This is a genomic window from Streptomyces sp. NPDC047061 (assembly GCF_040643955.1).
Classification (GTDB): domain Bacteria; phylum Actinomycetota; class Actinomycetes; order Streptomycetales; family Streptomycetaceae; genus Streptomyces.
Genome location: NZ_JBEYVI010000004.1, coordinates 340502 through 362632, shown reverse-complemented (window position 1 = coordinate 362632; position 22131 = coordinate 340502). Strand labels below are relative to the sequence as shown.

Sequence of the window (22131 nt, the reverse complement as noted above, 5' to 3'; positions counted from 1 at the left end):
GAGCTCATCAGACGAGGAGTTGGTCCCGCATGACCGCCGAACTCACCGCGCACGAGCTGATCGCCAAGCACCGGCCCACGCTTGACCAGGCGCTGGAGGCGATCCGCACACGCGCGTACTGGTCCCCCCATCCCGAGCACCCCAAGGCCTACGGCGAGCACGGCAGCCTGGACGCGGCCGCGGGCAAGGCCGCCTTCGACGCCCTCCTCGGCACCCGCGTCGACCTCGGCCAGCCCGGCACCGACGACTGGACCGGCGGCGAGGTCTCCCCGTACGGCATCGAGCTGGGCGTGACCTACCCGCATGCCGACGTCGACACACTGCTGCCGGCGATGCAGGCCGGGCAGCGCGCGTGGCGCGACGCCGGCGCGGAGGCGCGCGCGGTGGTGTGTCTGGAGATCCTCAAGCGGATCAGCGACCGGACGCACGAGTTCGCGCACGCGGTCATGCACACCAGCGGCCAGGCCTTCATGATGGCGTTCCAGGCGGGCGGCCCGCACGCCCAGGACCGCGGCCTGGAGGCGGTGGCCTACGCCTACGCGGAGCAGGTCCGCACCCCCGACGCGGCCGAGTGGAGCAAGCCGCAGGGCAAGCGCGACCCGCTCGCGCTGACGAAGACGTTCAAGCCGGTCCCGCGCGGCATCGCGCTGGTCATCGGCTGCAACACGTTCCCGACGTGGAACGGCTACCCGGGCCTGTTCGCCTCCCTCGCCACCGGCAACGCGGTCCTGGTGAAGCCGCACCCGCGCGCGGTGCTGCCGCTGGCCCTCACCGTCCAGGTCGCCCGCCAGGTGCTCGCCGAGGCCGGCTTCGACCCGAACCTGGTGGCGCTGACGACGGAACACCCCGGCGAGGGCATCGCCAAGACGCTCGCGACCCGCCCGGAAATCAAGATCATCGACTACACCGGCTCGACCGCCTTCGGCGACTGGCTGGAGACCAACGCCCGCCAGGCTCAGGTGTACACGGAGAAGGCCGGCGTCAACACGGTCCTGGTCGAGTCGACCGACAACTACAAGGGCATGCTCTCCAACCTGGCCTTCTCGCTCTCCCTCTACAGCGGCCAGATGTGCACCACCCCGCAGAACCTGCTGATCCCCCGCGACGGCATCCGCACCGACGGGGGCCCCAAGACGTACGACGAGGTGGTCGCCGACATCGCCCGCGCGGTGGACGGCCTGCTCGGCGACGACGCCCGGGCGAACGCGCTGCTCGGCGCCATCGTCAACCCCGACGTCAAGGCCCGCCTGGAGGCCGCCGCCGGGCTCGGCGAGGTCGCCCTCGCCTCCCGTGAGATCGCCAACCCGGAGTTCCCGGACGCGGTCGTCCGGACCCCGGTGATCGTGAAGCTGGACGGGGCCAAGCCGGACGACGAGGCCGCCTACATGAGCGAGTGCTTCGGCCCGGTGTCCTTCGCCGTCGCCGTCGACTCCGCCGCCGACGCGGTGGAACTGCTGCGGCGGACCGTCCGCGACAAGGGCGCGATGACGGTCGGGGCGTACACGGTCGACGCCGAGGTGGAGGGCGCGGTGGAGGAGGTCTGCCTGGAGGAGGCGGCCCAGCTGTCGCTGAACCTGGTGGGCGGGGTGTACGTGAACCAGACGGCCGCCTTCTCCGACTTCCACGGCTCGGGCGGCAACCCGGCGGCGAACGCGGCGCTGTGCGACGGGGCGTTCGTGGCGAACCGGTTCCGGGTGATCGAGGTGCGCAGGGAGGCGTAGGCGCGCGGGGCGCGCGGTCGGCCGACGTCAGCAGCAGGCGGGACGCGGGGGCCGGGGCAGGGTCTCTCCGTCGCGGCAAAGATTTTTTTCCGCCGCAACGGCGCTCCGCCACGACGGTGGTGATCGGCGGTGCCGAGCAGGGCGGTGCCGCCGTTGTGGCGGACGGCTGTGTGGCCGGTGCGGCACCGTCCTGGCTGGTCACGCAGTTCCCCGCGCCCCTGTCGGGGCGCTCAAGTCGCCGCCTCTTACACAGCACTCCAGTGGTACAAGGTCATCGCCACGCTCGTCGCGAGGTTGTAGCTGCTCACCTGGGGGCGCATCGGCAGGCGTAGGAGATGGTCGGCACGTGCGCGCAACTCCGCCGACAGCCCGGTCCTCTCCGAGCCGAAGGCGAGGATCGCGTCGTCCGGGAGTTTCAGCCCCCTGATGTCCTCGCCCTCCGGGTCGAGCGCGTACAGCGGGCCCTCCGGCAGCTCGGGCACCGTCAGCCGCTCCACCGCCGTGGCGAAGTGGAGGCCCGCGCCGCCGCGGACGACCGTCGGATGCCAGGGGTCGAGGGTGCCGGTCGTGATGACTCCGGTCGCTCCGAAGCCCGCCGCCAGGCGGATCACCGCGCCCGCGTTGCCCAGGTTGCGCGGCTCGTCGAGAACCACGACCGGGGCCGTGCGCGGGACGCGGGCCAGCTCGCGCAGGTTGGCCTCGCGGGACGGCCGTACGGCCAGGGCGGCCACCGCCGTGGGGTGCGGGCGCGGCACGAGGGAGGCGTACGTCCGGGACGGCACCTCCGTCAGCAGCGCGGCCAGCGCCTCCCGTACGTCGGGCGCCAGTTCCTGCGCCAGGGCCAGCGTCGCCGCCCGGTCCGTCGTGACCGCCACCGGCACCTCCGCGCCGAAGCGCAGCGCGTGCTTGAGGGCGTGGAAGCCGTCGAGGAGGACGGCGGAGCCGGCCAGCCGCGCCCAGTGGTCGAGGGGGTCGGTCATGCCCCGAAGCCTACGCGGGGCCGTTCGTCGGCCTCCGGGAAGCGCTGCACGGGCAGCTCGGGGTCGGGCCGCCGGAAGACCCGGTCACGCGCGCGTGCCGCCCAGCCGCCGAGCCGCTGCAGGAAGGACGTCGGCAGGAAGACGGAGTCCGCCGCGATCATGGCCAGCGAGAAGAAGGGCAGGCCGAGGACGACGGCGATCACCGCGTGCTCGGTCATCATCGCGGCCAGCAGCACGTTCTTGACCCGCCGGTTGAACAGCGTGAACGGGAAGGCGACCTGCACGATGACCGTCCCGTAGGTCACCAGCATCACCAGCGTGCCGTTGGCGGACAGCAGGTCGGCCAGGGCCGGCCAGGGCGAGAAGTAGTCCAGGTGGAGCGGGTAGTAGACGGCGGTGCCGTCCTGCCAGCGGGAGCCCTGGATCTTGTACCAGCCGGCGGTGGCGTAGATCAGGCAGGCCTCGGCCATGATCACGAACAGGGCGCCGTTGTGCAGGATGTTGGCGACGACGTCGAGCAGTATCCGGGGCTCGGGCGTGCGCGCCCAGCGGCCGGCCGCCCACCACAGGGCGGCGCCCGCCCAGGTGGCCCACAGGACGGCCGGGACCAGCCAGCCGCCTCCGGTGCGGCCGGTGATGGCCGCCACGAGCAGCACGAGACCCGACACCGCCCACAGGGCGGGGCCCGCCCGGTCGGGGGCCACCCGCTCGCCACGCGCGCGTGCGGCGCTCGCGCGGGCCGCCCGGCGCGCGTCCAGCGACCACACCTGGCCGCAGCGTGTGAACACCAGGTAGAAGGACATCAGGTGCAGCACGTTGTCGCCGCCGTCGCCCACGAAGACGCTGCGGTTCTGCAGGGACAGCACCCCGACCATGAACAGCAGGGACGTGGCACGGGTGCGCCAGCCCACCAGCAGCAGGGCACCGGCCAGGACGGCGACGAAGTAGAAGACCTCGAAGTAGGCCTGGTTGTCGGAGGCCAGCAGCGCCGTGAAGGCGTGGTTGTCGGCGGTCAGCTGCTGGGCGAGGTCGAAGCTCCAGGGGCCGTCGGGACCGTACAGCTCCTGGCGGTGCGGGTACTCGCGCAGCAGGAACAGCAGCCAGGTGGCGGCGAAGCCGATGCGGACGACGGCCGTCTGGTAGGGGCCGAGGGCCGCCTCGGTGACCCGGGCGATGGCACGGGACAGGCACAGGGCGAGACGGTTCACCGGACACCGCCGTTCGCCTCGTCCGCGGTGACCGTCCACCAGGGCAGCACCCGGTAGACGGGCGTGTCGGAGACCTTCTCGCCGCTCCAGTCCGGCGGCGGCACGTTGGTGGTGCTGGAGCGCACCTGGACGCGCTCGATGGTGCCCTTCCGACTCGTGGCGTCCCCCGCGTACATGCGCATCACGACGATCCGGCGCAGGTACTGCTCGGACAGGGAGCCGCGCAGGCCGATCGGGCGGTTGTCCGCGCCGTGCGTCGTGGTGAAGAAGTCCCAGGCCCGGCGCAGCTCGTTCTGCACGGTGTGACTGGGCAGCAGGCTGTCGTCGATGGCCCTGCCGTCCTGGGCGGACAGGTCGTTCCAGCCGGTGGTGGTCGTGGTGCCGTCCTGCATCAGCACGTCGGCACGCACCTGCACGGCGATGTTCTGCTGCAGCGGGTTCGGCGCGAAGAGCTTCCAGTTCTGTTCGAACTCCGGGTACACCCACTCCTCGATCGCCTTGCCGTGCTGCTTGGTCACCGTGTTCGCCGGCGCCACGCTCAGGAACACCATCCCGAGGTGCACGCAGGCGGCGACCGCGACCAGGGCGAGGGCCAGGGCCGCGCCGACCTGGTAGCGGGGGGAGAGGGCGGCGACGCCGGTACGGGGGAGGGCGAGGGGTCCCGCGGGCGGGGCCGGTGAAACCGGGGACACTGCTGGGACCGGGGATTCCGCGGTCGGGGGATCCAGGGGCGGCCGGCCCGGTGGGGCCGGTGGGGCGGACTCCGGCTCCGGACGCGTCCCGCTCGGGCCGTCCGGCCCCAGCGGGGCGTCCGCGCCCTCGTCGTACGCGTCGTCCATGCCGCCCCGTTCCCCGATCCCGCCACGCCGTCCGGGCGGCCGATCCGGGACCGCCAGGTGTGCCGCTGCCCGGCACTCGCACGGAACGGTACTCAGCACCGGCCGCCGGGCGCAGCCCCGGGGACAAGGCCGACGGCGTGGCCATCGCCACTCCGGTCGGCACCACCGGCCCTCCCGGACCGGGGCACCGGAGGTTCTTCGCTTGATGTCACCCCAGGTCATACGGCGTCCGGGCCCGCCCGCCGGTCACCCTCGCGCGAGTTTTCCACAGATCGTGGCCGAGGTTTTCCACAGGGGTTGATCGCTCGCACGGGCCCGACGACCATGGGAATGGCCGAAACCGAACGATCGGCCGGGACGGCGCCCATCTGCGACGTCGGCATGCGATGTCCGCATGCGATGTCCGCCCGCGGTGTCCGCCTGTGGTGTCCCACAGGCGGAGTCCGAGAGTCCGAAGGGCGGTGTCCGGGAGTCAGGCTTTGGCGGCCCGGGCGTGGAGCATGCGGCGGACCGAGTCCGCGCGCTCCAGGAGGGTGTTGCGGACCACGGGGGCCGCTTCCCGGGCGGCCTGGCGGGCCTTCTCGATGTAGGCGGGATCGACGACGTACGGCGGGAAGAGGTGGGAGGCGTAGGTCATCGCCGGGATCATGCCGCCCTGGTGCAGCTCGGGGATCGCGGCCAGGTAGTGCTCGGCGTAGGGGGCGAGCAGGTCGTCCTGGCCGGGGCGCCAGAAGGCGGCCGCCACCGCGGAGACCGCCGCGACGGGCACCTCGCGGTCCACGGCCAGCCGCCGCCAGACCTCGGCCTTCGCGGCCGGGTCGGGGAGCGCGGCCCGGACGGTGAGGGCGCGGACCCAGGCGTCGGGGTCGGGGTCGCGCTCCAGCAGGGCGGCGGACTCGGCGGTGACGTCGCCGCCGAGTTCGGCCTCGCGGACGAGGGCGCGCCAGCGCAGGTCGACGTCGTCGCCGGCCTGCTCACGGAGCCAGGCCAGGTCCTCGGCGCCGGTCGCGGTGCGGGCGAGACCGCGCAGCGCGACCTGGCGGCGGCCCGGGTCGGCGGCGAGCCGCCGGCAGGTCGCGGCCACGGCCTCCGCCAGCGCGGGGCGCTCGGCGGGCGGGGCCCAGAGTTCGGCGATGTTCGTGACGAGCGTGAGGTAGGGCTCGATCACGGCGTCGGACGTCTCGGCGGCGAGCAGCGCGGTGAGGCAGCGGCCGGCCTCGGCCGCCGTGGCCTCCCCGGCCGTGAGCATGTCCCAGACGGTGGCGGCGGCCGCGCCCCGCGAGATGGCCGTGGGCAGCTGGGCGGCCGCGCCGAAGAGGGTGTCCCGGGTCGTGGGATCCGGGCGGGTGGTGGCGAAGGTGAGGTCGTCGTCGTTGATCAGGAGGAGGTCGGACGTGGCAGGAAGGCCGGTGACGGGGGTACGGGCCTCGGTCACCTCGACGCGGACCAGCGCGGTGCGTTCCAGGGCATCGCCGATGCGGTCGTACGCGCCGACCGCCAGGACCTGCGGGCGCGGGTTGCCGTCGGCGACCAGGGTGACGGTGTCGCCGTCGTGCTCCAGGGTGAAGCGGTCGGTGCCGGCGGTCTCCAGCCAGGCCTTGCGCCAGGCGGCCAGGTCGCGGCCGCTGGCCTCGGCGAGGGCGTCGATCAGGTCCTGGAGGGTGGTGGTGCCCCAGGCGTGCCGGGCGAAGTAGGCGGCCATGCCGGTACGGAAGCGGTCCTCGCCGACGTAGGTCATCAGCTGGAGGAGGACGGAGGCGCCCTTGGGGTAGGTGATGTTGTCGAAGATCGACGCGGCCTGGGCGACGTCGTGGATGGGCTGGTGGATCGGGTGCGAGACCGGGCCCTGGTCGGAGAGGTACGCCCTGACCTTGCCGCCGAGGAGGTGGCCCGCCCAGGCGTCGGTGTAGCGGGTGGCGCCCTCGGCGGCCCAGTGGCAGGCGAACTCGGCGAAGGCCTCGTTCAGCCAGAGGTCGTCCCACCAGCGCATGGTGACGATGTTGCCGAACCACATGTGCGCCATCTCGTGCAGCAGCACCACCGCGAGCAGCTCGCTCTCGGCCGGCGTCGGCGTGGCCCGCCGCAGAAAGGCGTCCGACCAGGTCACGCAGCCGTAGTTCTCCATCGCGCCGCCGAACTCGGGCATGAAGACCTGGTCGTACTTGCGCTGCGGGAACGGCATCGCGAAGGCCTCGGCGAAGAAGGCGAGGCCCTGGGCGGTGAGGGTGAAGATGTCGTCGGCGTCGCGCTCCAGGACCTCGGCGAGCGAGCGACGCGCGTAGATGCCCAGGTCGTGGCCGTCGGCCTGGCGGCGGATCTCGTGGAAGGGTCCGGCGTTGACGACGGTGTTGTACACGGACAGCGGCGGGGTGTCCGGGAAGCTCCAGCGGCGGGCCGCGCCCTGCTCCTCGATCCGCGGGTCACCGGAGTTGCTGAGGACGGTCCAGGCGGCCGGGGCCGTCACGGTGAAGGCGTGCGGGGCCTTGAGGTCGGGCTGGTCGAAGCAGGCCCAGACGAAGCGGGCCTCGTCGGGTTCGAAGCTCGTCCAGACGTACACCTCGCCGTCGGCGGGGTCGACGGCCTTGTGCACGCCCTCGCCGGCCGTGGTGTCGGCCTGGACGCTCTCGACGCGCAGCACGTTGTGCGCGGCCAGGCCGGGCAGCGGGATCCGGCCGTCGTCGGAGGGGGCGAGAGGGGTGCCGTTCAGGGTGGCGGCACGGACCTCGGCCGCGCAGTCGACGAAGGTCTCCGCGCCCGGCTCGGAACAGGTGAAGGTCACCGTGGAGACGCAGCGGATCTCCGGTCCGTCGGGCAGGGCGGTGAGGTCGATGTCGACGTCGTACCGCTCGACCGCGATCAGCTCGGCCCGGTGTTCGGCCTCGGTACGCGTCAGGCTGCGGATCCCCATGTGTCCTCCCTCGTGTGCCCGTCCCCGTCGGCGGACAGCGGCCGTCAGCCTACGACGGGAAGAGCTGGTGATCGCAGCTGTTTTAGGTTCCCTTCTTCTAGAACCTGTTCTATCTTGACGGACCGTCAGATCAGCGGAGACCCGCCGGGAGGACAGGACCGTGGACTTCACCTTCACCGAGGAGCAGTTGGCGGCGGCCGAGGCGGCGCGCGGGGTGTTCGCCGGGGTGGCGCCGGACGCGGTGCCGAGCCCGGCGCTGACCACCGGTGCCGTGGCCGAGGGCTTCGACCGGGAACTGTGGGACAGGCTGGCGGGCACGGATCTGCTGAGCCTGCTGCTGGGCGAGGAGTACGGCGGGGCCGGTCTGGACGCCATCGCGCTCTGCCTGGTGCTGCGGGAGTCGGCGAAGGTGCTGGCCAGGGTGCCGTTGCTGGAGCACAGCACGGCTCTGGCAACCGTACAGAGGTATGGGGCGGCGGAGTTGAGGGACCGGCTGGCGGCGCGGGCGGGGCGGGGCGAGCCGGTGCTGACCGTCGCCGCGAGCGGACGCACCGGGCACGACCCGGCGGAGCTGGCGGTGACCGCGCGGCGGGACGGCGACGGGTGGGTGCTGGACGGGGTGCAGACGGCGGTGCCGTGGGTGTACGGCGCCGATCTCGTCGTCGTACCGGCGCGCACGGAGGCGGACCGGAGCGTGCTGGCGCTGGTGGCGCTGGTGGCGCCGGGAGGCGAGAGGACCGGGGCCGAGGCTGGGGCTGGGAGCGCGGCCGGGGGCACGGCCGGAGTCTCGGTCGCCGAGCAGGTGTCGACCAGCGGGGAACGGTTCGGGGAGCTGCGGCTGGACTCGGCGCGGGTCGCGGACCGGGATGTGGTGGTGGCGGAGGGGGCCTGGGAGTGGCTTCGGGAGCTGCTCACGACCGGGACGTGTGCGCTGGCGCTCGGGGTGGGTGAGCGGGTGCTGCGGATGACCGCCGACTACGCGGGGAAGCGGGAGCAGTTCGGGCATCCGATCGCCACGTTCCAGGCGGTGGCCGTGCAGGCCGCCGACCGGTACATCGATCTGCGGGCGATGGAGGCGACGCTGTGGCAGGCGGCGTGGCGGATCGCGTCGGGTGCGTCCGGGGCGCTGCCGGCGGCCGGGGATGTGGCGGTGGCGAAGATCTGGGCGGCGGAGGGGGTGCGGCGGGTGGTGCAGACCGCGCAGCATCTGCACGGGGGGTTCGGGGCCGACACCGAGTATGTGCTGCACCGGTACCACGCGTGGGCGAAGCAGATCGAGCTGGCGCTCGGGGGGGCCGGGGGGTATGAGGAGGCGCTGGGGGATCTGCTGGCTGCGCATCCACTGGGGTAAGGGACGCGGAGTGCGGGGTACGGGCGCTCGGCCGTACGGGATCTGCGGGCCGGTGGGGGCTGGGCGCGCCCACGCGGCGGAGCCGCAAATCAAATACAGCCCCGCGCCCCTTTCGGGGCGCGTCGGTACGGGGCGCTCCATCGCGAAGGCTCCTCCACCGCAGCGCCCCCACCGCGGGGTGACTCAGATGACGAAGCCCGGGTCGCCGCCGTCCGTGACGACGTCGCGGCCCGCTGCCTGCCATACCTGCATGCCGCCGTCCACGTTCACCGCGTCGATGCCCTGCTGGACCAGGTACATCGTGACCTGGGCCGAGCGGCCGCCGGAGCGGCAGATGACGTGGACGCGACCGTCCTGGGGGGCCGCCTCGGTGAGCTCGCCGTAGCGGGCCACGAACTCGCTGATCGGGATGTGCAGGGCGCCGGCGGCGTGGCCCGCCTGCCACTCGTCGTCCTCGCGGACGTCCAGCAGGAAGTCGCCGTCCTTGAGGTCCGCGACCTCGACCGTGGGCACACGCGCTGCGAAGTTCATGTCCCCGACGCTACCCGACCGGAACGGGGCGCTACTCCTGGGTCAGCAGGGCCGCCAGTTCCGCCTCGCGTTCGGCCACGTCCTTCTGCAGCCGGCCGGCGATCTCCTCGAGGAGGCCGTCGGGGTCGTCCGGGGCCAGCCGGAGCAGGCCGGCGATGGGGCCGTTCTCCAGCTCCTTGGCGACCAGGGCGAGCAGCTCCTTGCGCTCGGAGAGCCACTCGAGGCGGGCGTACAGCTCCTCGGCCCGGCTCGGCCTGCGCTCCGGCGGGACCGGGCCGGCCGCCCACTCCTCGGCCAGCTGCCGCAGCAGGGCCTCGTCGCCGCGGGCGTAGGCCGCGTTGACCCGGCTGAGGAACTCCTCGCGCCGCTGCTGCTCGGGCTCGTCCTGCACCAGGTCGGGATGGGCCTTGCGGGCCAGCTCGCGGTAGAGCCGGCGGGCCTCCTCGCTGGGGCGGACCCGCTGCGGAGGCCGGACCTCCTGCTCGGTGAGCATCGCGACGGCCTCCGGGAACAGGCCGTCGCCGTCCATCCAGCCGTGCAGCAGTTCCTCGACGCCGGGCATGGGCAGGACCCGGGCCCGGGCCTCCTCGGCGGCGCGGATGTCCTCGGGGTCGCCGGTGCGGGCGGCCCTGGCCTCGGCGATCCGCGCGTCCAGCTCCTCGATGCGGAGGTAGAGCGGGCCGAGTCTCTGTTCGTGCAGGCGGGAGAAGTTCTCGACCTCGACGCGGAAGGTCTCGACCGCGATCTCGTACTCGATCAACGCCTGTTCGGCGGCCCGCACGGCCCGCTCCAGGCGCTCCTCGGGCCGCGGTGCCTGGGACTGCTCAGCTTCCGGGGTCGTCACCCGACCAGCCTAGGGCCTGTCGCCGTCGGCGGTGGCCGGGACCCACGCGGCGACCGGATCGGTGCAGGCCACGGACAGGGTGCCGCCCGGATCACACCCCGAGTTCCGCCGCTATCCGCCCCGCCCGCACCGCGGTCACCAGTTCCTCGTGGTCCGCCTCGGTGCGGTCGGCGTAGGTCACCGCGAACGCGGCGATCGCCTCGTCCAGCTCCTCGTTCTTGCCGCAGTAGCCGGCGATCAGGCGCGGGTCGGCGCTGTGCGAGTGGGCGCGGGCCAGCAGGGCGCCGGTCATCCGGCCGTAGTCGTCGATCTGGTCGGGGGACAGGGCGGCCGGGTCGACGCTGCCCTTGCGGTTGCGGAACTGGCGGACCTGGAAGGGGCGGCCGTCCACCGTGGTCCAGCCGAGCAGGATGTCGCTGACCACCTGCATCCGCTTCTGGCCGAGGACCACCCGGCGTCCCTCGTGGTCGACGGCCGGCGTCTCGAAGCCGGCCGTGGCGAGATGGGGGACGAGCGCGGACGGGCGGGCCTCCTTGACCTGGAGGATCAGCGGCTCGCCGCGGTGGTCGAGGAGGAGGACGACGTAGGACCGGGTGCCGACGCTGCCGGTGCCGACGATCCGGAAGGCGACGTCGTGCGGGCTGTGCCGGGCGAGCAGCGGGTGGCGGTCCTCGGAGAGCGTGGTCACGTAGTGCTCCAGGGCCGCGGTGACCGCCTCCGCCTCCGCGTCCGGGACCCGGCGCAGCACCGGTGCGGCGTCGACGAAGCGACGGCCGCCGTCCTCGGTGGGCTCGGTGGAGCGGGCCGCGAACCGGCCGCTGGTGTTGGCGCGGGCCTTCTCCGAGACCCGGCGCAGGGTGCCGAGCATGTCGTGGGCGTCGGAGTGGGAGACCAGTTCCTCGTCCGCGATGGCGTTCCACGCGTCCAGCACCGGGAGCTTGGCCAGCAGGCGCATGGTGCGGCGGTAGGCGCCGGCCGCGTCGCCCGCGGCCTTGCGGCACGTGTCCTCGTCGGCGCCCGCCTCCCGGCCGGCCAGCACCAGGGAGGCGGCGAGCCGCTTGAGGTCCCACTCCCAGGGGCCGAGCACCGTCTCGTCGAAGTCGTTCAGGTCGATGACGAGGTCGCCGCGCGGGTCGCCGTACAGGCCGAAGTTGGCCGCGTGGGCGTCACCGCAGATCTGGGTGGCGATCCTGGTCATCGGGGTGCGTGCCAGGTCGTGCGCCATCAGGCCGGCCGAGCCGCGCAGGAACGCGAAGGGGCTCGCCGCCATCCTGCCGACCCTTATCGGGATCAGCTCCGGGATGCGGTCCTGGTTGGACTCCTCGACCGCGCTCACCGCGTCGGGACGGGAGCCGTCCGGGTCCAGGACGTCGTGGCTGCGGCGCGGAACCGCCGAACGCAGCGCCTTGCCCGCCTCCTTGGGGGAGCCCGCCAGGGGCCACTGCGCAAAGCCCTTCGGCGCGGGCAGTTTGCGCCCGCCGGCCCTCGTCGGCTCTTCCGGTCCGGTCACGTCGACCGCCTCCCCCGCACTCCACGCACGCACACGCATGAACATCAACTCGTGGAGACGGTACAGGCGGGGGCCAAAACACGTCAGACCCTGTGGATAACTTCGGGGTGGTTTGGGCGGGGTGGTCCACGTCGTCGTCGACCCGCGGGCCGGTGGGGGTTGTTCGCGCAGTTCCCCGCGCCCCCAAGAAGGTGGGTCCACTGGTCCCACCTCAATAGGGGCGCGGGGAACTGCGCGAGCAACCACAGCGCACCCGCAGCCGAAGACACCACGGAACGCCCCCGAAGCAAAGCCACAGCACCCCGAAGCAAACACTCACGCCCTCAAATACGCCAGCACAGCCAGCACCCGCCGATGTGAGTCCTCCGTCGGTGGCAGGTCCAGCTTCGTCAGGATCCCCCCGATGTGCTTGCCGACCGCCGCCTCCGAGACCACCAGCTCTCTCGCGATCGCCCCGTTCGACTTCCCCTCGGCGACCAGCGCCAGCACCTCCCGCTCGCGCGGGGACAGCCGCTCCAGCGGATCCCGGCGCCGGCGCAGCAGTTGCCGTACGACCTCGGGGTCGACGACGGTCCCCCCGTCGGCCACCTCCCCCAGCGCCGCGACGAACTCCGCGACCTGCCCCACCCGGTCCTTGAGCAGGTACCCGACGCCCGACCCGTCGCCGGAGTCGAGGAGTTCGGCGACGTAACTGCGCTGCACGTACTGGCTGAGCACCAGGATCGGCAACGTCGGCCGGGCCGCGCGCAGCCGCACCGCCGCGTGCAGCCCCTCGTCCTGGAAGCCCGGCGGCATCCGGACATCCGTCACGACGACATCGGGCGCGTGCTCCTCGACCGCCGCGACCAGCGCCTCCGCGTCCCCCACCGCCGCGACCACCGCATGACCGAACCGGCTCAGCAGCCCCGCGATCCCCTCCCTCAGCAGGACGCTGTCCTCGGCCAGGACTACGCGCAGAGGTCGATCGGCTCGCACGGCAACTCCACACGCAGCAGGGTCGGTCCGCCCGGCGGGCTGGACAGGGAGATTCTGCCATCGAGGACGGACACCCGGTCCGCCAGTCCGGTGAGGCCGCTGCCCGCCGCGGCCGCCGCGCCGCCCCGGCCGTCGTCGCGCACCTCCAGGTGCAACCGGCCGTCCCGGTACCCCCCGGTCACCTCGGCGCGGCCCGCGCCACTGTGCCGGTCGACGTTGGCGAGCGCCTCGCGCACCACGAAGTACGCGGCCGCCTCGACCGACTCCGGCAGCCGCACGGGCAACCGGAAACCGACGTCCACAGGAACGGCCGTTCGATCCGCCGCGTCCGCCACGGCCGCCTCCAGGCCGTGGTCGGCCAGTACCTTCGGATGGATCCCGTGCACGATCTCCCGCAGCCCCGCAAGGGCCTCGCCCGCCTCGCGCTGGGCCTTGGCGAGCTGGTCGGCGAGCGGTCCCGGCGGGGCGTCCAGGCGGGCCAGGCCCAGGGTCATCGACAGGGCCACCAGGCGTTGTTGGGCGCCGTCGTGCAGATCGCGCTCGATGCGCCGCCGTTCCGCCTCGAAGGCGTCCACCAACCTCGCCCGGGACCGCGCCAGTTCGACCACCCGGTCCCCCAACCCGTCCTCGCGCGGCGCGATCAGCAGCCGGGTCAGCCCGGCCCGCGCACCGGCCGTCACGCCCAGCGCATAGCCCCCGAGGGCCAGCAGGAACACCCCGGCCAGCGCGACGCCGAAGGCGGTCGGCCAGCCGGTGACGGTCCACAGCTTCAGCACCTTCGTCTCCCGGCCACCGCCGGCCGTGGCCAGCAGCAGCGGGGCGGCGACCACCGACAGCGGGCAGAGCAGACCGAGCGCCACGGCGAGCGCGTCCACCGGCCACAACAGGCCCGCGAACAGCAGCGCGTGCCCGAGCTCGCGCCAGGTCGCCCGTTCCCGCAGCCGGGTCGTGAGCCAGGCCCGCAGCCCCGGGGCGGACGGCCGCGCGTGGGGGTCGTACACCCGCTCCCGGTCGACCATGCGCAGCCGGTGCCGTTCGAGCCGGGCCACCGGAAGACCCGCGAGCGCCGCCAGGAACAGCAACGGCAGCCCGACGAGTACGACGGCGAGCACACCGCCGGCCACCACCGCGACGACCAGCCCCACCAGGAGTACGGCACCGGTCACCGCGCCGGTCGCCAGGTAGGCGGCGGCACGCCAGGGCCAGGCGGAGAGCAGGTAGCGGGGCGCGGCCATCGCCTGCCAGACGCTGCGCGGAGGGGGCTGCATGCCGGTCACCGTAGGCGGCGGGCGGGGCACCCGGCCATCCGTCCAGCCTCCGTGACCGGGGTATGCCTGGCCCTACCCCAGTTCTCCGCCCTGCCGCACTGCGCCGCCCGGCCCCCGGACGGTTTCGTGGAGCCACCGACGTCATCGACGACGGGACCGGAGACGACACCGGCAACAGCACCGGCTACGGGACCGGCTACGAGACCGGAGACATGACCGGCTACGAGCAGGAGAACGGGGCTTCATGACCGCCATCGCCAGAACCGCCATCACCAGAACCGCCATCACCAGGACCGCCATCACCTTGCGTTCCGTCAGCAGACGGCACGGTTCCGGAGACAGTGCCGTCACCGCGCTCGACGACGTCTCCCTCGCCTTTCCGGAAGGCACCTTCACCGCCGTCATGGGCCCCTCCGGCTCCGGCAAGTCGACGCTCCTGCAGTGCGCGGCGGGTCTCGACCGGCCCACCTCCGGTTCGGTCCTGCTGGCCGGCACCGAGCTGACCGGGCTGAACGAGACCGAGCTGACCCTGCTCCGCCGCCGGCGCGTCGGCTTCGTCTTCCAGGCGTTCAACCTCCTCCCCTCGCTCACCGCCGAGCAGAACGTGGCGCTGCCGCTGCAACTGGCGGGCCGCCGTCCCCCGAGGGCCCAGGTCCGCGAGGTGCTCGACCGGGTCGGGCTCGCCGACCGCGCCCGGCACCGGCCGAGCCGGCTGTCCGGCGGTCAGCAGCAGCGCGTGGCGCTGGCCCGCGCCCTGGTCACCCGCCCCGAGGTGCTGTTCGCCGACGAGCCGACCGGCGCCCTGGACACCCGGACGAGCCGTACGGTGCTGTCACTGCTGCGCGCCATGGCGGACGACGAGGGCCGGACGATCGTCATGGTCACCCACGACCCGGTCGCCGCCTCCTGCGCCGACCGCGTGGTCTTCCTCGTCGACGGCCGGGTCGACGGCGAACTGACGGGCGTGAAAGCCGACGCCATCGCCACCCGCATGACCGGTCTCGAGGCCCTGCCGTGCTGAGCGTCGCCCGGTACGGCCTGCACACCCTGCGCACCCGCTGGGTCACCTTCGCCGGCAGTTTCGTCGCCCTCTGTCTCGGCGTGGGCCTGCTCACCGTGACGGGCCTGGCGCTCGCCTCCACCCTGGACGCCCCGCGGCGCGCCCCGGAACGGTTCGCCGCGGCCCCGGTCGTCGTCAGGGGCGCCGACACCCTGCGCGTCGCCACCCCGATCGGAACCCGCGCCCAGAAGCTCGCCCAGCCGCGTGCCGTGCCCGCCGCCGCCGTCGCCGCGTTGCGGAAACTCGGCAGGGTCACCCCCGACCGCACCTTCGCCGTGCGCCTCGCCTCCGCGGAGAACGGGCCCGGTGATCTCGTCGGTCACCCCTGGTCGGTCGCCGCGTTCGCGCCGTACGAGATCGCCTCGGGCCGCGCACCGCGTACCGCCCGCGAGGTCGTCACCACCGGGACCTGGGCGAAGCCCGGCCGCATCCTCGGTACGGATCGCGGCGACGTCACCGTCGTCGGCACGGTCGCCGACCGCGGCTTCGAGCACGCCGTCTTCTACACCGACGCGCGGGCGGCGCGACTGGCGCCGCACAGCACCCAGTCGGTGGTGGCCGCGGCCGCGACGGCCGTACGGAACGCGGTCCGGGGAAACCCCGGCGTACAGGTCCTCACCGGTGCCGACCGGCGCTTCGCCGACCCGGACCCGGACCGCGACCGGGAGGCGCTGACCGCGCTGAACGCCCTGTTCGGCACGGCCGGCGGGGTGGCCGCGTTCGTGTCGGTGTTCGTGGTGGCGTCGACGTTCGCCTTCGCGGTCGCCCAGCGCCGCCGCGAGTTCGGCCTGCTGCGCATCGCCGGTGCGACGCCCGGACAGCTCCGCCGGACGGTGGCTGTCGAGGCCCTGCTGGTCGGGGCGCTCGCCTCGGCGGTGGGCTGCGTGCTCGGCCGGTACGGCGCACCCGGTCTCGCCCGCTGGAGCGTCGACGGCGGACTCGCTCCGGGCTGGTTCCGGATCGGCGACGGAGACGGCCACAGGTGGCCCTACTGCGCGGCCTTCGCGACCGGACTGCTGGTCGCCCTCTGCGGAGCGGCCGCCGCGTCCTGGCGGGCGGGCCGCACCGGGCCGGCCGAGGCGCTGCGCGAGGCGGCCGTCGACGACCGGCCGATGACCGCGGGCCGCCGGCTGTCCGGCGGCGTCCTGCTGCTGACCGCGGCCGTCCTCCTGTTCCTCGCACTCCTCCACGACCCCGGCGGCCTGCTGCACCGCAAGTCCTACGTGAGCCGCCCCATGCTGCTGATCACCGCGGTCGCGCTGCTCGCCCCCGTCCTGGTCCGCCCGCTGACCAGGCTGCTCACCTGGGTCCCGGCCCGGCTCCCCGGCGCCGGCGGCATGCTGGTGCGCGAGAACGCGGCCGCCGGAGTCCGCCGTACCGCCGCCGTCGCCGCGCCCGTGCTGGTCACCGTGGCCCTCACGGGCTCGCTGCTCGGCACCACCGCGACCCTGAACGCGGCCCGGGCCGTGGAGACCCGCGACCGGACCACGGCGGCCTTCGTCGTCACGCCCCCGGCGGGCGGCTTCGCGGAGACGACGCTCCGTGCGCTGCGCTCCGTACCCGGCGCCGAGCTCTCCGCGACCTCGGCGAGCGCGGTGTACGTCCTGGAGGACGGGGTCGCCCTGATCAGATCGGCGGCCCGGGCCGCCGATCCCGCCGCGCTGGAGGCCACCACGCGCCTCCCGCTCGTCTCCGGCCGGACCACCGGCCTCGACGACGGCTCGATCATCGTCAACGAGGAGTGGGAGAAGCACACCGTGGGCGAACGGGTCCGGGTGTGGCTCGGTGACGGCACCCGGAGGACCCTGCGCATCGCCGCCGTGATGCCGACGGGCACCGGAGACAACGGTGCCTACGTGACGCCGGCCAACGCGCCCGGTGCGGCCGTCGACCGCGTCGACGTGGCCCTGCGTCCCGGCGCGGACGCGTCCACGGTGGCCGCCGGGCTGCGCGCGGCGGCGAGGGCGTCCGGCGCGCACGTCCTCACCAGGGACCGGTGGATCGCGGAGACCTACCCGGAGACCGCGGAGACCGACCGGACCACCCGCCTCGGCCTCCTCCTCGTCCTCGGCATCGCGCTTCTCTACACCGGGATCTCCCTGGTCAACACCATGGTGATGGCCACCTCGGACCGGGTGCGCGAGCTGGCCGCGCTGCGGCTGGCCGGGGCGGGCCGCCGGCAGGTACTGCGGCTGGTCGGGGCCGAGGCGCTCACGGTGGTCGCGGTCGGGGCGGTGCTGGGGCTGCTGGTGACCGCCCTCGACCTGGCGGGAGTCGCGGCGGCCCTGCACGCGCTGTCGGTCCCGGCCGCCCTCACCCTGCCGTGGACCACCCTGCCCTGGGCCTCCCTGGCCGTCACCACCGCCGGCTGCGCGGCCCTCGCCGTCCTGGCCTCCGTCGCCCCGGCGGCCCTGGCCCTGCGCCACCGCGCGGTGGACCTGGCGGGCGTCCGCGCATGAGCAGGCTGAGCGCCCGCCCTCGCACTCCGGCTGCCGTTCTCCCCGTCGGCCGGTCCCGGCGCGGCTCACACGGTCGCCCGGCGGGGGCTCAGGTGCCCTGGAGTTCGAGGGTGCAGCACTTGACGCTGCCTCCGCCCTTCAGGAGTTCGGCCAGGTCCATGCCCAGCGGATTGAAGCCGCGGTCCAGGAGTTGCCCGATGAGCCCGGTGGCGGCCTCGGGGAGCAGGACGTTCCTTCCGTCGGAAAAAGCGTTGAGACCGAACACCGCGGCGTCCTGGTCCGACGCCAGGATCGCGTCGGGGAACATGCTCCGCAGCACCGCCTGGCTGCCGGGAGTGAAGGCCTGCGGGTAGTACATGATCTCGTCCGGCGACAGGACGGACAGTGCGGTGTCCAGGTGGTAGTGCCTCGGGTTGGTCAGGGTGAGACCGACCACCGGGAGGCCGAAGAACTCCTGTGCCTCCGCGTGCGAGCGCGGATCGGTGCGAAAGCCGGTACCGGCCAGGATCGTCCCGCCGGCTCGGAGGTAGTCGCCCGCGCCCTCGTTGACGTGTTCGGGCCACAGAATGTCGGTGAAGCCGTTGCGGGCGAACCACTGGAGGTAGGCGGGCCCTTCGGCGGTTCGCTCCAGGTGGCGGAAGCGGGCGCCGAGTACCTTGCCTTCGAAGACCGTGGCGCCGTTGGCGGCGTACACCATGTCCGGCAGACCCGGGAGCGGGTCGATGACCTCCACTGTGTGCCCGAGCGACTGGTAGGTCTCCCGGAGCCGCTCCCACTGCACCAGTGCCAGTTCGGTGTCCACCGGCTTCGCGGGGTCCATCCAGGGATTGATGCTGTAGCTGACCTCGAAGAACTGCGGGCGGCACATCAGCAGCCGGCACGGTACGGCGGTGCGGGCAGGGCTCGCGGCGAGGTTCGCTGCGGGACGGTGGTCGAGGACGTCGGTTCCGGGCATGGCGAGGCTCCTTCGGATAAACGGTCGGCAGATGGGGGGTGCACAGATGAGGGGGCGGGCGCGGCCGGTCGCGGTGGTCGGTTCAGGCCGCGGCGGACGCCGCTTCGATGACCACCGAGGTGGTGATCAGGCCGTCCTCGACGACCCAGCGCCCGTTCATCGAGGTCAGGGACGGTCCCGTGTCGTGCAGATGCGTCTGGTGCAGTTCCACGTCGAACGTCTGGCGGTCGGGGTGAAGGGTGAGGGTCGCGTCGTGGAAACCGAGCCAGCGGCGGGCAAGCGGGAACCACGCCTTGTAGACCGACTCCTTGGCGCTGAACGTCAGACGGTCCCAGTGCACCTCCGGCCGGCCGGCCTGCAGGCGGATCAGCCGGGCGATCTCGTCCGGCCGGGCCACCGCGGGCAGCATGCCGTCGGGAAGCCCCTCGTGCGGCTCGGCGTCGATCCCCAAGGCGAGGACGTCCCCCGCCCGGGCCACAGCGGCGGCCCGGTAGCCCTCGCAGTGGGTCATGCTGCCGACTATGCCCTCGGGCCACTGCGGTTCCCGTCGCGGTCCGGGCAGGATGGGCACCGGGGGGATGCCCAGCTCTCCGAGAGCCTTGCGGGCGCAGTGGCGCACGGTCCGGAACTCGACGCACCGCGCCTCCACCGCGCCCCGGGTCACGGCCTCCTCGTCGGGGAAGAGCGTCACATGCGGCGGGTCGCGGAACGCCTCCGCGGAGGCCACCGTGGCGGGCAGGATCCCGTCGATCACGACGCACCGCGCCGCATATCGGCGAAAAAACGGTTCAGCTGAGCCGGGGACGTCATCGCTGCTCCGTGCTGTCGAGGGGCGTTCGGTGCTTCCAAGGCCGCTTCACAGAGTGATGCGCACGTCGTACAGCCCGAGCCAGCGGTTCAGTTCGAGCAGGTAGGACAGGCTGATGGCGGGGGTGACGGCGGTGATGGGGCCCGGCAGGCTGGTCAGCTCCGACGTGACCATCGCCCTGGCCCGGTCCCGGTCGACGAGGTCGAAGACCCGGGCGTGCGGGTCGGCCAGCAGTTCCAGCACCAGGCCCTTCATCCGCTCGACGTAGTCGTCGTTGCGGCTCGCCGGATACGCGCTCTTGGGCCGGTCGACGATCACGTCCGGCAGCAGTCCGCGGCTGGCCTCGCGCAGCACCGCCTTGGCCGTTCCGTTGTGCCTCTTCAGCTCCATGGGCACGTTGAAGAGGTACTCGGCCAGACGGTGGTCGGCGAACGGGACCCGGACCTCCAGGCCCAGCGCCATGCTGAGCCGGTCCTGGCGGTCCAGCAGAGCCGTCAGCCAGTGCGTGACGCCCAGATGGAAGACCTCGCGTTCGCGGCGCCTTGCCGCGTCCTCGCCTGCCAGGCGCGGTACCTCCGCGAGCGCCTGGTGATAGCGATCGGCCTCGTAACGGCCCGGTTCGACGAGGCGGCGTACGTCGTCGCGGAGCAGGAACTCGGGCTGGCGGCGGCCGTGCATCCAGGGGAAGGAGGGATGGGAGACGTAGCCGGGGTCGAGCTGCCACAGGTAGCCGCCGAACATCTCGTCGGCCGCCTCGCCGGACAGCGCGACCGTGCAGTGCCGACGGATCGTCTCGAACAGCAGGTACATGGAGGTGTCCAGATCGCCCCAGCCGGGCAGGTCCCGCGCCTGCAGTCCGACGTCGAACCGGTCGACGAGGGCGTCCACCCCGACGTCGGTGACGACGTGTTCGATCCCGAGCGAGGAGGCCACCAGTGCGGCGAAGGGGCCGTCGGGGCTGGGCCGCCAGGCGTCGGAGCCCGGGCTGCCGGACGAGGGCGGGGCGACCGCGAAGCTCGACAGTCCCCCGTTCAGCGCACGCGCGGCCAGCGCGGTGACGGCGCTTGAGTCGATGCCGCCGGACAGCAGGGTCCCGACGGGCACGTCCGCGACCACCTGGTGGTCGACGATGTCCTCCAGCAGGGAACGGACGTGCGCGGTGGTGTCGGCGAAGTCGTGCGGGTGCGGTCTGGCCTCGAGCCGCCAGTACGGCTCCTCCCGCACCCCGGTGTCGGTGGCGACCAGCAGGCGGCCGGGTCTCAGTTCGCGCACCCCGCGGAAGGTGCCGTGCCCGGGAGTCCGTGCGCGCGGCACCGCCATGAGCTCGGCGATGCCCTCCGCGTCCAGTTCGGCCGGCAGTCCGGGGTGGGCCAGCAGAGCCTTGGGCTCGGAGCCGAAGAGCAGGCCGTCGCCGGCCGGGGCGTAGTAGAGCGGTTTGATGCCGAACCGGTCACGGACCAGGACAAGCCGGCGGATGCGCTCGTCCCAGATCGCGAAGGCGTACATGCCGTCGAGACGGCGGGCGAAGTCGAGGCCCCACTGCAGATACGCGGTCAGCAGGACCTCGGTGTCCGAGCGGGTCGTGAACGACCAGCCGTGGGAGCGGAGTTCGGTGCGGAGCTCCCGGAAGTTGTATATCTCGCCGCTGAAGGTGAGGGCCACCCGACCGCCGCTCCGGTCGGTGCGCACCATCGGCTGCCTGCCGCCGTCGAGGTCGATGACGGCGAGGCGGCTGTGCCCGAGTGCGGCGTGCGGGGACAGCCAGACCTCCTGGGCGTCGGGCCCCCGGGGCTCGAGCGTCTTCGTCATGCGCTCGACGATCGGCCCGCTCTCCGTCAGGTCGCGCCGCCAGTCCACCCAGCCGGCAATACCACACATCGTCAGCTCCTCTTGAGCCTTCGCTCGGCGAATTTGAGGGAAAACGGAAGCGCCCGGTCCAGGAATTCCAGGTCGTGCCCGCCAGGACGCTCGAAGAATTCCGTATCAATACCGGAATCGGTCAGCTTCCGCACCGTTCTCCGGTTCATTTCGATAATTCTTGGATAGTCGTGGGAGCCCACGTCGGCATAGACCGAAAGGCACCCGGGGAAGTGCCCCGCGTCCAGCAGGGCCGAAAGGTCGTAGCGCCGTCTGACGGGGCTTCCCGGCGGCCCCCACACCCGTTCGTGCGCCTCCGTGGAAGGGATGGCCATGTCCCGGTTCCGTCGCTGGTCGGCATAGGGATCGCCGACCCGCGACGGGGCTTCGAACGCGCCGGCGTGGCTCACCGCCACACGGAACACGTCCGGGTGGCGCAGCGCCTGCATCAGGGCCGCGGCCCCACCCATCGAGAACCCCCCGATGCCCCGTGTGCCGGGGCGGACGTGCACGGCGTAGCGGGCGTCGACGAAAGGGACCAGCTCATCAAGGAGATAATCCTCGTACCGACATCCACGGTCGTCATTGATGAACCAGCGGCGACCGCTCTCCGGAAGCACGACCAGCAGATCGAGTTCCGCGAGATGCTCGGCCAGCCGGGTTCCGGTCAGCCAGGTGGTGCGGCTGCCACCGAAACCGTGCAGCAGAAAGAGCACGGGAACCTCGGCCCCTGCCGAGGTGCACGTCCTGGGCACCAGCACGCTGGCACGCTTGGCACAGCCGAGGGCCGGACTGACCCACTCCCACGTCTCCAGGGTGTGCGTGGACAGTTGGCGTTTCTCCACCAGCGTGTGCAC

The 22131-nt window shown here is 73.0% G+C and carries 18 protein-coding genes; 5 read left to right on the top strand and 13 right to left on the bottom strand.

Annotation, left to right across the window (positions count from 1 at the left end):
• Window positions 1–29 precede the first annotated feature (29 nt).
• Entirely contained in the window at window positions 30–1721 is a 1692-nt protein-coding gene (paaN, locus tag ABZ887_RS10145) for a phenylacetic acid degradation protein PaaN (RefSeq protein WP_361285491.1), read from the top strand.
• A gap of 245 nt (window positions 1722–1966) precedes the next feature.
• On the opposite strand, the gene ABZ887_RS10140 is transcribed toward paaN, so the two are convergent.
• The 4 genes from ABZ887_RS10140 to pepN all read right to left on the bottom strand — a co-directional run bounded on the left by ABZ887_RS10140 (window position 1967) and on the right by pepN (window position 7656).
• Window positions 1967–2701 carry a TrmH family RNA methyltransferase gene (locus tag ABZ887_RS10140; RefSeq protein ID WP_361285488.1) on the bottom strand — a complete coding sequence of 245 codons (735 nt, stop codon included), beginning with the start codon at window positions 2699–2701 and terminating at the stop codon, window positions 1967–1969.
• Complete coding sequence (locus tag ABZ887_RS10135) at window positions 2698–3909, bottom strand: HTTM domain-containing protein (RefSeq protein ID WP_361285485.1); 1212 nt, start codon at window positions 3907–3909, stop codon at window positions 2698–2700. The genes ABZ887_RS10140 and ABZ887_RS10135 overlap by 4 nt, the downstream gene beginning before the upstream one ends.
• Complete coding sequence (locus ABZ887_RS10130; protein WP_361285482.1) at window positions 3906–4748, bottom strand: DUF5819 family protein; 843 nt, start codon at window positions 4746–4748, stop codon at window positions 3906–3908. Before ABZ887_RS10130 ends, ABZ887_RS10135 begins: the two co-directional genes overlap by 4 nt.
• Before the next feature lie 472 nt (window positions 4749–5220).
• A complete protein-coding gene (gene pepN, locus ABZ887_RS10125; RefSeq protein WP_361285479.1) occupies window positions 5221–7656 on the bottom strand; it encodes an aminopeptidase N in 2436 nt (811 codons plus the stop codon).
• 160 nt (window positions 7657–7816) lie between these two features.
• On the opposite strand from pepN, the gene ABZ887_RS10120 reads away from it, so the two are divergent.
• Window positions 7817–9007 carry an acyl-CoA dehydrogenase family protein gene (locus tag ABZ887_RS10120; protein ID WP_361285476.1) on the top strand — a complete coding sequence of 397 codons (1191 nt, stop codon included), beginning with the start codon at window positions 7817–7819 and terminating at the stop codon, window positions 9005–9007.
• A 183-nt stretch (window positions 9008–9190) separates the two neighbouring features.
• Here the strand turns inward: ABZ887_RS10120 and ABZ887_RS10115 are convergent, their stop codons facing one another.
• From ABZ887_RS10115 to ABZ887_RS10095, 5 genes are all read right to left on the bottom strand, one after another.
• A complete protein-coding gene (locus ABZ887_RS10115; protein WP_361285791.1) occupies window positions 9191–9520 on the bottom strand; it encodes a rhodanese-like domain-containing protein in 330 nt (109 codons plus the stop codon).
• Between the two features lie 49 nt (window positions 9521–9569).
• Complete coding sequence (locus tag ABZ887_RS10110; RefSeq protein ID WP_361285473.1) at window positions 9570–10382, bottom strand: hypothetical protein; 813 nt, start codon at window positions 10380–10382, stop codon at window positions 9570–9572.
• 91 nt (window positions 10383–10473) lie between these two features.
• A complete protein-coding gene (locus ABZ887_RS10105) occupies window positions 10474–11937 on the bottom strand; it encodes a DUF2252 domain-containing protein (protein ID WP_361285470.1) in 1464 nt (487 codons plus the stop codon).
• A 270-nt stretch (window positions 11938–12207) separates the two neighbouring features.
• Entirely contained in the window at window positions 12208–12867 is a 660-nt protein-coding gene (locus ABZ887_RS10100; RefSeq protein ID WP_361285467.1) for a response regulator transcription factor, read from the bottom strand.
• Window positions 12840–14102, bottom strand: a complete 1263-nt coding sequence (locus ABZ887_RS10095; RefSeq protein WP_361285788.1) for a sensor domain-containing protein — start codon at window positions 14100–14102, stop codon at window positions 12840–12842. The genes ABZ887_RS10100 and ABZ887_RS10095 overlap by 28 nt, the downstream gene beginning before the upstream one ends.
• 95 nt (window positions 14103–14197) lie before the next feature.
• On the opposite strand from ABZ887_RS10095, the gene ABZ887_RS10090 reads away from it, so the two are divergent.
• From ABZ887_RS10090 to ABZ887_RS10080, 3 genes are read left to right on the top strand one after another with little or no spacing between them, the layout of a single operon-like run.
• Window positions 14198–14383 (top strand): hypothetical protein, encoded by a 186-nt coding sequence (locus ABZ887_RS10090; protein ID WP_361285464.1) that lies wholly within the window; start codon window positions 14198–14200, stop codon window positions 14381–14383.
• Entirely contained in the window at window positions 14380–15156 is a 777-nt protein-coding gene (locus ABZ887_RS10085) for an ABC transporter ATP-binding protein (protein ID WP_361285461.1), read from the top strand. The genes ABZ887_RS10090 and ABZ887_RS10085 overlap by 4 nt, the downstream gene beginning before the upstream one ends.
• The gene (locus ABZ887_RS10080; RefSeq protein WP_361285458.1) at window positions 15150–17654 is read left to right on the top strand and encodes an ABC transporter permease; all 2505 of its coding nucleotides are present in this window, start codon (window positions 15150–15152) and stop codon (window positions 17652–17654) included. The genes ABZ887_RS10085 and ABZ887_RS10080 overlap by 7 nt, the downstream gene beginning before the upstream one ends.
• Before the next feature lie 88 nt (window positions 17655–17742).
• On the opposite strand, the gene ddaH is transcribed toward ABZ887_RS10080, so the two are convergent.
• The 4 genes from ddaH to ABZ887_RS10060 form a co-directional block, all read right to left on the bottom strand.
• Entirely contained in the window at window positions 17743–18609 is an 867-nt protein-coding gene (gene ddaH, locus ABZ887_RS10075; protein ID WP_361285455.1) for a dimethylargininase, read from the bottom strand.
• An 82-nt stretch (window positions 18610–18691) separates the two neighbouring features.
• Window positions 18692–19363, bottom strand: coding sequence for a 4'-phosphopantetheinyl transferase superfamily protein (locus ABZ887_RS10070; RefSeq protein ID WP_361285452.1), 672 nt, complete (start codon window positions 19361–19363; stop codon window positions 18692–18694).
• Between the two features lie 102 nt (window positions 19364–19465).
• Window positions 19466–21295 carry an asparagine synthase (glutamine-hydrolyzing) gene (gene asnB, locus ABZ887_RS10065; RefSeq protein ID WP_361285449.1) on the bottom strand — a complete coding sequence of 610 codons (1830 nt, stop codon included), beginning with the start codon at window positions 21293–21295 and terminating at the stop codon, window positions 19466–19468.
• 2 nt (window positions 21296–21297) lie between these two features.
• Window positions 21298–22131 (bottom strand): alpha/beta fold hydrolase, encoded by an 834-nt coding sequence (locus ABZ887_RS10060; RefSeq protein WP_361285446.1) that lies wholly within the window; start codon window positions 22129–22131, stop codon window positions 21298–21300.

Bases quoted from the DNA above. Each gene is read 5' to 3' on its own strand.
- ABZ887_RS10105 (WP_361285470.1), bottom strand. From the start codon at position 11,937: ATGTTCATGCGTGTGCGTGCGTGGAGTGCGGGGGAGGCGGTCGACGTG.
- ABZ887_RS10130 (WP_361285482.1), bottom strand. From the start codon at position 4,748: ATGGACGACGCGTACGACGAGGGCGCGGACGCCCCGCTGGGGCCGGAC.
- asnB (WP_361285449.1), bottom strand. From the start codon at position 21,295: ATGTGTGGTATTGCCGGCTGGGTGGACTGGCGGCGCGACCTGACGGAG.
- ddaH (WP_361285455.1), bottom strand. From the start codon at position 18,609: ATGCCCGGAACCGACGTCCTCGACCACCGTCCCGCAGCGAACCTCGCC.
- ABZ887_RS10085 (WP_361285461.1), top strand. From the start codon at position 14,380: ATGACCGCCATCGCCAGAACCGCCATCACCAGAACCGCCATCACCAGG.
- ABZ887_RS10095 (WP_361285788.1), bottom strand. From the start codon at position 14,102: ATGGCCGCGCCCCGCTACCTGCTCTCCGCCTGGCCCTGGCGTGCCGCC.
- ABZ887_RS10140 (WP_361285488.1), bottom strand. From the start codon at position 2,701: ATGACCGACCCCCTCGACCACTGGGCGCGGCTGGCCGGCTCCGCCGTC.
- ABZ887_RS10090 (WP_361285464.1), top strand. From the start codon at position 14,198: ATGCCTGGCCCTACCCCAGTTCTCCGCCCTGCCGCACTGCGCCGCCCG.
- paaN (WP_361285491.1), top strand. From the start codon at position 30: ATGACCGCCGAACTCACCGCGCACGAGCTGATCGCCAAGCACCGGCCC.
- pepN (WP_361285479.1), bottom strand. From the start codon at position 7,656: ATGGGGATCCGCAGCCTGACGCGTACCGAGGCCGAACACCGGGCCGAG.